Raw genomic sequence first — 9,823 nt, forward strand, 5'->3', positions numbered from 1 at the left:
GTGGGGAAGAGTTCGCTGGCCCTGCACTACGCGCAGCAGTACCGGGAGTCGTACGCGCTGGTCTGGTGGATCACCGCGGAGAGCGCCGAGTCGATCGTGTCGGGGCTCGCGGGGCTGGCCATGGCCTTGTGCCCGCAGTGGGCCGGGGCGGTGGGGTCGGACGAGCGGGCGGCCTGGGCGGTGCTGTGGCTTCAGGAGCATGAAGGGTGGTTGCTGGTCTTCGACAACGTCGAGGATCCGGGGGTGTTGAAGCCTTACGTGGGGACGCTGCATCGGGGGCATCATCTGGCGACCAGTCGCAAGGCGACGGGGTGGCATGTGGTGACCACGCGGCCCATGGCATTGGGTGTGCTGCCCCTGGAGGACGCGGTCGATCTGCTGACCCGGCTCGCGTTCGCCGATCGGGCTCCTACGGGTGAGGAGTGGGCGGCGGCCACGGAGTTGGCGCGGGATCTGGGGTGTCTGCCGCTGGCGTTGGAGCAGGCGGGGGCGTATGTGCATCAGACGGGGACTGGGCTGGAGGAATATCGCCGGTTGCTGGGGTTGGTGCTGGACGAGGCGAGTGAGGGGATTGATCCGGAGCGGACGATTGCTCGGATCTGGGATCAGACAATCGTCGCCGTCGCGGGGCGCGATCCGCTGGCTGTCAGGCTGCTGGACGCCATGGCGTGGCTGGCGCCGGATGACATTCCACGCGCGTACCTCGTCTCTCTGACACCCGACTTGGTCGCGCTGAACAGGGCGCTGGGCGTGCTGCACACGTACAACATGGTCAGCTTCGGCGACCAGAACACCCTCAAGGTCCACCGCTTGGTGCAGGCGGTGCTACGCAACCGACCGCATGGACCGGAAGATCCACCGCCTGGGCGACTGGACGCCGAGCATGCGCTTCAGCATGCCCTGCCGTCGGCCAACCAGGACGATATCGCCGACAACCGCTGGCAGGAGTTCGTCCCTCACATCATCGCCCTCGCCGAGAACACCCCCGTCGGCATCGCTCCGAACTTGGCGATGGCCAACGTCTACCTCAGCGTCGCCCAGACCCTGTTCCGGCAGCTACGAGACGGCCAGACCGTCACCTTGCGTCAACAGGTATTGGCCCAGCGCGAACACGACTTCAGGGACACCGATAGCAGCACCGTCGTCGCCCGCCACAATCTCGCCCGCGCATACACCGAAGCCGGGCACCCAGAACGGGCCATCCCCCTCCTGGAAACCGTCCTCGCCCAGTTCAAGCAGACCGTCGGCGACGCTCATCCCTACGCCCTGGCCGCCCGCCACAACCTCGCCCGTGCATACACCGAGACCGCGGACCTGGAACGGGCCGTCCCCCTCCTGAAAACCGTCCTGGCCCAATCCGAGCAAGTCCTCGGCAACACCCACCCCAACACCCTGAACGCATGCCACAGCCTTGCCTTTGCCTACAGCAAGACCGGAGACCTGGAACGAGCTATCTGTCTTCTGGAAACCGTCCTCCCCCAGTTCGAGCGGACCATCGGCGACATCCGACCCAGCACCCTGAGCGCGCGCCACGACCTTGCCGTCGCCTATGCCGAGATCGGAGACATGGAACGGGCCGTCCCCCTCCTGAAAACCGTCCTCACCCAATCCGAGCAAGTCCTCGGCAACACCCACCCCAACACACTGCGTGCACGCGACAACCTGGCCACGGCCCGGGCCCAGCACCCCTATTGAACTGACCAAATGCCCCCGGCGAATCCATGGGCGCGGGCCCGTCCTGGTCCGCTCGGGCCTCTCCTGAACGCCGTCCACACCGAGACCTGCCGCAGCATCGTCCTCGACAACAAGGTGCCCGAGGTGTTCACCGAACCCGTACAGATTTCTTGTACGGGTGACAACGAGTGAACGTACCCCTCTTTGTGGGGAGTTCCTCCGTATGAGCAACAAGAGCCGCAGCTCGCGGATGAGGAAGAACGCGTCTGCCGTGAAGATGGTCGGGAGTCTTGTCGGGGTGTTTCGGCGGGCGGCCGGGCTGACGCAGGTGGCGCTTGCCGAGCGGGTGGGGGTGGATGAGGAGACGATCGCCTCGATCGAGCAGGGCAGGCGGACGTTGAAGGAGGATCTGGCGGCGCTGCTGGATGAACTCCTCGACACCAAGGGGGCGTTGTGCGTGGCGCTCGCCAACATGCCTGAGATCGATCTGTTCCCGAGGTGGGTGGAGCAGTACATCGACCTGGAGCAGGTGGCGTTGGCGCTGTCGTCGTTCGAGAACCAGGCTCTGCCGGGCCTCCTCCAGACCCCGGCCTACGCCCGCGCCGTCTTTCTGAACGAGGTGCCCGCCCTGACAGAGGACGAGGTCGAGCAGCGCGTCACGGCACGCATCGAGCGTCAGGAGATCCTGAGGCGAAAGGTGCCGCCGACCGCCACCTTCATCATCTCCGAGATGACCCTCATGGACCGGCTGGGCGGGGACGAGGTACGCCACGGACAACTGCGGCGCCTGCGCGAGTGGGCCACCCTGCCCGGGGTCACGATCCAGGTCATGCCGGTGGGCCGGGACTTCCACGCCGGGCTCTCCGGACCCTTCGTTCTCATCGAAACCCTCGACCACCAGCACCTCGCCTACGTCGAGGGCCAGCGCAAAGGCTGGATGATCGCCGACCCCGACGAGGTATCCGTCCTGGAACTCAAATATGCGATGCTGCGGTCACAGGCTCTCAACCCCCAGGAGACCAGAGGCCTGTTGGACCGCCTGCTAGGAGAGCGATGAGCACCGCACCGGAATGGTTCAAGTCCAGCTATAGCACCGAGCAGGGCGGTAACTGCCTCGAAGTCGCCACCTCACCCCGCACCATCCACATCCGCGACTCCAAGCACACCGACGGCCCCAACCTCACCGTCACCCCCGACACCTGGACCTCGTTCCTCCCGCTGGCGGCCCGCCACCGCTAGCCCCAGCGTCACCGCCACCGACGCGGACGCCATCACCGTCATCCCCGTCGCCGGTGACGTCAGTTGGGCCACCGTGCCCGCCAGCGCCGCCGCCACGCCCTGCATGGTGAGCATCCCGGCGGAACGCAAGCCGAGCGCGTGTCCCGCCATGTCGTCCGGTGTGAGGGACATGAGGCGTTCCTGCTGGACCAGGCTCGCGGCGAAGCCGACGTTGGAGAGGCAGACGGCCACGGCAGCGACGGCCACCGGGGGGTGGGACATGAACAGCAGGTACGGCGTCGCCAGTAGCAGGAGCAGCGGCGTCGCCAGGCGGGTGCGCAGGGCCGGGCGTACGAAGCGGCCCACCCACACGTCACCCGCGAACATGCCCAACGCCCCGCTCGCGAACAGCACACCCGCCGCCTCCGGGGCGTAGGAGACGTAGAGGGAATCGCAGCCGACGACCAGGCCGTTGGGGATCCACAGTCCCAGGTAGGTCAGGCGGCGTCCGCGCGAGGACCACAGGAACGCGTTGTTGGTCCAGGTCGCCTTGACCGAGAGGCGGCCCGTCGCGCGTGGTGGGCGGGGGGAGAGGCCGAAGCGGTAGCCCAGGGCCTGTGTCAGGTACAGCGCCGCCGCGAGGAGCAGGCAGGTGCGCGGGGACAGGAGTGCCAGGAGCGCGCCGCCCGTCGCGAAGCCGAGGACCTGCATCAGGCCGGACGCCATGTTGAACACCGAACGGCCCAGTACGAAACCGGACTTGGGGAGGATCTCGTTCAGGAGGCCGCCCGTCACTCCCCCGCCCAGCGACGCGATCAGACCCTGTACCAGTACCACCACGAAAACAGCCCAGACCGGCAGTCCTGGCAGCGCCAGCACCGCCGTCAGCGCGGCGAAGGCGAATCCCGACCAGGCCAGCGTCGCCCTCGGGGGCAGCCGGTCGGCGCCGGAGAGGAGGAAGGTCGCGCCCAGTACCTGCGCCAGCTGCGGGCCGAACATGCTCATCGCCGCGAGGAGGGGTGAGTCGGTGGCGCGGTAGACCAGGGTGGCGAGGGAGAGGCCGCCGATCGTCAGGGCCGCGTTGAAGGCGGCGTAGGAGAGGAAGAAGGGGGTGAACTCCGGGGTGCGGAAGAGCTCGCGGTAGCTGCGCATGCAGGGGAGTCTCGGGGCGAGCGGGCGTCGATCGTTATTGTTTCGCCCGTCGGCGAAAGTTCGGGGGGCTCATGGGCTGGTGGCAACTCGACGCCGACACCCTCGCCCGCAGCCGGTTCACGCTGTCCCCCTTCGCGGAGACCTTCGCAAGCCTGCAACTGCTGCACACCGGCACCGGTGCACACCCCGGCGAGGAGGTCTGGCTCCGCGCCCATCTGCCCGGATACCGCGCCCTCCTCGCGGCCGATCCGGTGATCGCGCAGCTCGTCCGCGCCGGGCTGGGCACTTCGTGGATCGCCGACTTCCTGGCGCCCCTCCCTCGCGACGGGGAACCCCTGGAGGAGACCCTGGCCCGGCTGCGGGCGACGGATCCGGCCGTGGCCCGCGCCAACCTCCGTGTCTCCCTCGCCGGCCCCCTCCCCGCCGCCCTGGAGCGCGACGACCTGCCCGAGCGGGCGTCCGCGCTCATGACATACGTCTGGACGGAGACCGTGAGGCCGCACTGGGAACGCCGACGGCGCATCCTGGAGGCGGACGTGGTCGCCCGGACCGCACAGGTGAGCCGGGGAGGCTGGGCAGCCGTACTGGACTCCCTGAAGCCGGGGCAGACCCGCTGGCTCGGCGACAACCGGCTCCAGGTGAACGTGCACGAGTACCCGCCCTTCGACATCTCCGGCGCCGAACTCGTCCTCATGCCGGTCACCACGGGGAGAGGCTGGGTCAGCTGGGAGAGGCCGGAGCGCTACGCCCTCGTCTACACCTGCACGGGCGTACTCGCCGACCACGGTGCCCGCAGTACCCCCGCCGGCATCTCCGCTCTGCTCGGCCCCGCCCGGGCCGAGGTGCTCGTCCTCCTCGCCTCCCCCATGAGCACCAGCCACCTCGTCGCCGTCACGGGCCACGCCCTCGGCTCGGTCGGCCGCCATCTGCGGGTGCTCCTGGACGCCGGGCTGGTCGAGCGGCGGCGGGCGGGGCGGTCGGTGCTGTACGAGCGGACGGCGGCGGGGAGCGTGCTCGTGGAGGCCTCACGGCGGCCCGACACTTACCGGAGTTAGCATCCGCTTATGACGCTTTCTGACAGCACCTCCCCCCTCTCCGTCGACATCGACACCCTCCAGGGCGGCGCCGCCGACCTCTCCCAGTACGCGGGCCAGGCCGTTCTCATCGTGAACGTGGCCTCCAAGTGCGGGCTGACCCCGCAGTACACGGGTCTGGAGAAGCTCCAGAAGGAGTACGCCGACAAGGGCTTCACCGTCCTCGGCGTGCCCTGCAACCAGTTCCTCGGGCAGGAGCCCGGCAGCGCCGAGGAGATCGCGGAGTTCTGCTCGGCGACGTACGGCGTGTCCTTCCCGCTGACCGAGAAGGTCGAGGTGAACGGCGAGAGCCGGCACGCGCTCTACGAGCGGCTCGTCGGGTTCGCCGACGCCGAGGGGCACACCGGCGACATCCGCTGGAACTTCGAGAAGTTCCTCATCGGCCGGGACGGGACCGTCGTGGCCCGCTTCTCGCCGCAGACCGAGCCGGAGTCGGCGGAGCTGGTCGCCGCCGTCGAGGCGCAGCTCGCAGTCTGAGCGGCCCTGGGCCGGTTGACCTTGTCCCTGGGGCAGGGCTGAGCCTCCTCGTCACCGGGCGGAAGTCACCGTCCGGTGACGGAGGATGAACCGGTGACCGACGAACTGCTCACCATCGGCGCGTTCGCCGCGCGGGCCCGCCTCTCGGCCAAGGCCCTGCGGCTGTACGACCGGCTCGGCCTGCTGGCCCCGGCCCATGTGGACGAGGCCAGCGGCTACCGCTACTACCGCGCCGGCCAGGTCGAACGCGCCCGGCTCGTCGCGCTGCTCCGGCAGCTCGACATGCCGCTCGCCCGGATCGCCGAGGTGGTCGAGGCGGGCGGCGCCGAGGGGGCCGATCGGCTCGCCGCCTACTGGGCGGACGTCGAGGCGCGGGTGGCGGGGCAGCGGACGCTCGCCGAGTACCTCCGTGGACGACTGTCGGGGAGGAGCTCCGAGATGTACGGGAAGTTCGTGGTGGAGACGGTGGAACTGCCGGAGCGGGTGGTGATCACCGAGAAGCGGCACACGCTGGCCGATGAGCTGCCGGCCTGGATCGGGGCGTCCCTGGGGCGTCTGGAGGCGGCCGCGCGGGAGTGCGGGGGCGTGACGGCGGCGCCGTTCGTCGTCTACCACTCCGAGGTCTCCATGGAGAGCGACGGCCCCGCCGAGTCCTGTGTACCGGTCGCCGACGAGACCGCCGCGCGGGCCTGGGCGGCGGCGCGGGGGCGGGCCCGGGAGACCGGGGTACGGGTGGAGCCGGCCCAGCGGTTCGCCTACACCCGTATCAGCAAGGCCCAGGTCGCCCATCCCCAGATCATGGCCGCCTTCGAGGCCGTCGAGGAGTGGATCACCGCGCAGGGCCTGGAACAGGCCGGACCCTGCCGGGAGATCTACTTCGCGGACTGGGACGCGGCGGGGGCCGACGATCCGGTGTGCGACGTGGCGTTCCCCGTCAAGCCGGCCGCTACTTGAGCTCGTCGGGACACGGGGTGCCCCTCGGCAGCTGATACGGCGCCGCCAGCCGGTACGTCCCCGCCTTCGGCGCCAGCAGCTCCGTCCACTTGTCGCCGTGGACGTCCTCCGCCGTCTCCGTCAGACAGCCGTTGACGTTGTCGTACGACTTCGGCTCGCCGTCGGGCCGGTCCTTGGACGCCTGCGTCTCCTGGGGGCCCTTGAGGCTCTTGCCGTCGGCGTCGACGATGCTCAGCCACGGCGAGTAGGGGATGCGGATGAGGATCCGGCCCGGCTTGCTCACCTGGAGGGTCCACTCGCCCTGCTCGGCGCGCTCGACGACCGCGTCGGGCTCGGCGAGCGGGGCCGGGTCGGTCACCGCGAACAGCTGCCAGTTGGCGTCGCCCCAGACCTGCTTGAGGTAGGGCATCCCGCGCTGCACGAGCTCCCGCTCGCGCTCCCCGCCGTCCCCGTCGGGCGCGTCCTTCGGCAGCACCACGAAGTGCACCGCCCAGCGTTCCAGCCACTCGTGGTAGTTCGCCGAGTTCAGGGTGTCGTCGTAGAAGAGCGGGTTGCGCTCCATGTCGGCCTGCCGGTTCCAGCCGCGGGCCAGGTTGACGTACGGGGCGAGTGCGGAGGCCTCGCGGTGGGAGCGTGCGGGCACGACTTCGACGCGGCCCTTCTCCGCGCCGACCCCCTGGAGTTCGTTGACGAGCGGTGCCAGTTCGCGGGCCCAGGAGGCGGCCGGGGTGGTGTGGACGATGTCGTCGACCGACTTGAACCCGATCCAGCCGGTGAACACGGCGATGGACAGCACGATCGCGTACCACCTGCGGGAGCGCGGCACCGCGAACGGGAGCGCCGCCACCAGCGCGACGCCCGCGAACAGCATCGGCAGCCGCGAGATGTTGGTCCCGATCTGCGAGCTGATCAGCCAGACGAGGACGACCCCGAGGGCGTACACCCCGGCCGTCAGCCGGACCGTCTTCCACTCCTTGGGGACGAGCACACAGACGAGGACGCCGTACGAGAACGGCAGGATCACCGAGCCGAACCCCATCGGCTGCGTCCCCGAGAACGGGAAGAGCCACGCCGACACCGCGACCACCGCGGTCGGCGCGATCCCCAGCGCCCACGCGCCCGGCCGCCGCTTCTGAAGGAACAGCGCCGCGGCCACCAGCCCCACGAACAGTCCCGCCACCGGCGAGGCCATCGTCGCGAGCGCGGCCAGCGGGGCCGCGCACAGCGCCTTCGCCCAGCGCTTGTAGCGCCAGCGGTGCGGCCAGCAGAACACGACGGCGACCGCGCCGAGCGCGAACACCGTGCCCAGACCGAAGGTGACCCGCCCCGAGGCGGCGTTGCAGAGGAAGGCGAAGAGCCCGGCGAGCGCCGCCCACAGCGGGTTCCTCACCGACCGGCTGCGGATGAGGATCATCGTGAGCAGCCCGGCGGAGACCGTGCCCGCGATCATCATCGTCGTACGGACACCGAGAACCGACATCAGATACGGCGACACCACGCTGTACGACACCGGGTGCATCCCGCCGTACCAGGCCAGGTTGTACGCCGAGTCCGGGTGGCGGCCGACGAACTCGGCCCAGGCGTCCTGTGCGGCCAGGTCGCCGCCGCTGTTGGCGAAGGTGAAGAACCAGACGACGTGCAGCACCCCGGACAGCGCGGTGAGGGACAGCACGGGGTGTCTCAGCAGGCGCTCACGCAGAGCGAGAAAGGCAGCGGCAAAGGCGGAGTGCGCGGCCGGCGGCTGCTCCTCCGCGGGACTGTTCTTGCGTTCCCCGCCGTCACGCGGCGCGGGCACACGTATTCGCGGGCCGGTTCCCGGGCCCGGATCGGCGTCGTCGGCGCGTGTCGGCTCGGCTGTGGCCACCTTCAGGCACTCCCCGTGTCCTGTCTTCTGTTCTCGGCCCCGTCCCGTTCCGGCCATGTTCACGGCTGCGTCTCCGGGAGCGGCGACCTGCCCCGATTCGTGACGCTAGCACGCTCCCCCGCTCTCGGCTTCGCTCAAGCGGGAGGGTCCCGTCGTCGACCGGGCGCCCTCGCGGGTGCCCGGTCGACCAGGGGTCAGGTGATGCGCGTCAGCTTGTCCGTGAAGCCCGGTTCGACGAGGTCCTTCTGGAGCGCGACCGGCACCTTCACCGCACCGGCCGAGGCGTCACCCACCGTGAGCGTGCCGACCTTGGTGCCGGCCTTCGCGGTGTGCGGTACGTCGTCGGCGGCGAAGGTCAGCTTGACGGTGAGCCCGGACCAGCCGACGGCCGTGACGTCCTTGGTGGCGACGACGGAGGTCTTGCCGCCGAGGCCGTCGTCGACGTACCCGACGACATCGCCCTTCTTGATGATCGTCGCGGACTCCAGCGCGCCCTGGGCGGCCCGGATCAGCTGGTCGCCGCCGGTCAGGGCGGCGCTGAGGATGGTGTTGTCCACACCGCCGGCCGGCTGGCGCAGGACGGCCCCGACGATGGTGCGGGTCTCGCCGCCGACCTCCTTCTTCGCCGCGAAGAGGAGGTTGCCGAGGGCGGAGGTGGTGGTGCCGGTCTTGATGCCGACGACGTTGTTCTTGCCGACGATCTGGTTCCAGTTGCCGTGGTTGACGCCCTTGTAGTCGTCGTACGACATCATCGCCGCGACCTCGCGGAACGCGGGCTCCTCCATCGCCTTCTTGCCGAGCTTCACCTGGTCCACGGCGGTGGAGACGGTGCTGTCGTTCAGGCCCGAGGGGTCGGTGTACGTGGTGTTCGTCATCCCGAGGTCCTCGGCGGCCTGGTTCATCTTCTCCACGAACGCCTTCTCCGAGCCGGCGTCCCAGCGGGCGAGGAGGCGGGCGACGTTGTTCGCGGACGCGATGAGGATGGCTTCGAGTGCCTCGCGCTGGCTGATGGAGTCACCGGCGGTGACCTTGACCGTGGACTCCTGGCCGGCATTGTCGCCCTGGTCCTGCGCGGCCTGGTCGATCTTGATCTTCGGGCCCTCGGCGCCGCTCTTCAGCGGGTGGTCGCGGAGGATGACGTACGCCGTCATGACCTTGGCGACACTGGCGATCGGAACGGGCTTCTGGTCGCCGGAGGAGCCGAAGCTGCCGATGCCCTGGACGTCGAGGGCGGCCTGGCCCTCGGCGGGCCACGGGATGTCGACCTTGCCGCCGTCGAAGGCGTAGCTGTCCTCGGCGGTGAGTTCGAGGGTGGGGGTGGGCAGGGGGCGCATCGCCTGGGCGACTGCGAAGACGACCGCGAGGAGCAGGACGAGGGGGGTCCAGATCT

The 9,823-nt window shown here is 69.7% G+C and carries 7 protein-coding genes and 2 pseudogenes; 6 read left to right on the top strand and 3 right to left on the bottom strand.

What is annotated here, in order from left to right; all coding sequences use genetic code 11:
- From HLK59_RS45050 to HLK59_RS51645, 3 genes and pseudogenes are all read left to right on the top strand, one after another.
- On the top strand, positions 1-1,695 hold a 1,695-nt coding region (locus tag HLK59_RS45050), incomplete at its 5' end, for a tetratricopeptide repeat protein (RefSeq protein ID WP_171147469.1).
- Between the two features lie 202 nt (positions 1,696-1,897).
- Positions 1,898-2,731 carry a helix-turn-helix transcriptional regulator gene (locus HLK59_RS45055; protein ID WP_171147470.1) on the top strand — a complete coding sequence of 278 codons (834 nt, stop codon included), beginning with the start codon at positions 1,898-1,900 and terminating at the stop codon, positions 2,729-2,731.
- Positions 2,728-2,829, top strand: a pseudogene (locus HLK59_RS51645) (DUF397 domain-containing protein); the annotation flags it as partial. The gene HLK59_RS45055 and the pseudogene HLK59_RS51645, both read left to right, overlap by 4 nt.
- Here HLK59_RS51645 and HLK59_RS45065 read toward each other — a convergent pair.
- Positions 2,803-4,044 carry an MFS transporter gene (locus HLK59_RS45065; RefSeq protein ID WP_240983013.1) on the bottom strand — a complete coding sequence of 414 codons (1,242 nt, stop codon included), beginning with the start codon at positions 4,042-4,044 and terminating at the stop codon, positions 2,803-2,805. The pseudogene HLK59_RS51645 and the gene HLK59_RS45065 sit on opposite strands and share 27 nt — an antisense overlap.
- Before the next feature lie 71 nt (positions 4,045-4,115).
- On the opposite strand from HLK59_RS45065, the gene HLK59_RS45070 reads away from it, so the two are divergent.
- The 3 genes from HLK59_RS45070 (at position 4,116) to HLK59_RS45080 (ending at position 6,569) form a co-directional block, all read left to right on the top strand.
- Complete coding sequence (locus HLK59_RS45070) at positions 4,116-5,099, top strand: winged helix-turn-helix domain-containing protein (protein WP_171147472.1); 984 nt, start codon at positions 4,116-4,118, stop codon at positions 5,097-5,099.
- Positions 5,100-5,108: 9 nt separating this feature from the next.
- Positions 5,109-5,615: a glutathione peroxidase gene (locus tag HLK59_RS45075; protein ID WP_171147473.1), complete on the top strand. Its 507-nt coding sequence runs from the start codon at positions 5,109-5,111 to the stop codon at positions 5,613-5,615.
- Positions 5,616-5,708: 93 nt separating this feature from the next.
- A complete protein-coding gene (locus tag HLK59_RS45080) occupies positions 5,709-6,569 on the top strand; it encodes a MerR family transcriptional regulator (protein WP_171147474.1) in 861 nt (286 codons plus the stop codon).
- Here the strand turns inward: HLK59_RS45080 and HLK59_RS45085 are convergent.
- The gene (locus HLK59_RS45085; protein WP_171147475.1) at positions 6,562-8,433 is read right to left on the bottom strand and encodes an MFS transporter; all 1,872 of its coding nucleotides are present in this window, start codon (positions 8,431-8,433) and stop codon (positions 6,562-6,564) included. The genes HLK59_RS45080 and HLK59_RS45085 overlap by 8 nt on opposite strands.
- A gap of 194 nt (positions 8,434-8,627) precedes the next feature.
- Positions 8,628-9,823: pseudogene (locus HLK59_RS45090) on the bottom strand (D-alanyl-D-alanine carboxypeptidase); the annotation flags it as partial.

Source organism: Streptomyces sp. S3(2020) (genome assembly GCF_013044505.1).
GTDB lineage: Bacteria > Actinomycetota > Actinomycetes > Streptomycetales > Streptomycetaceae > Streptomyces.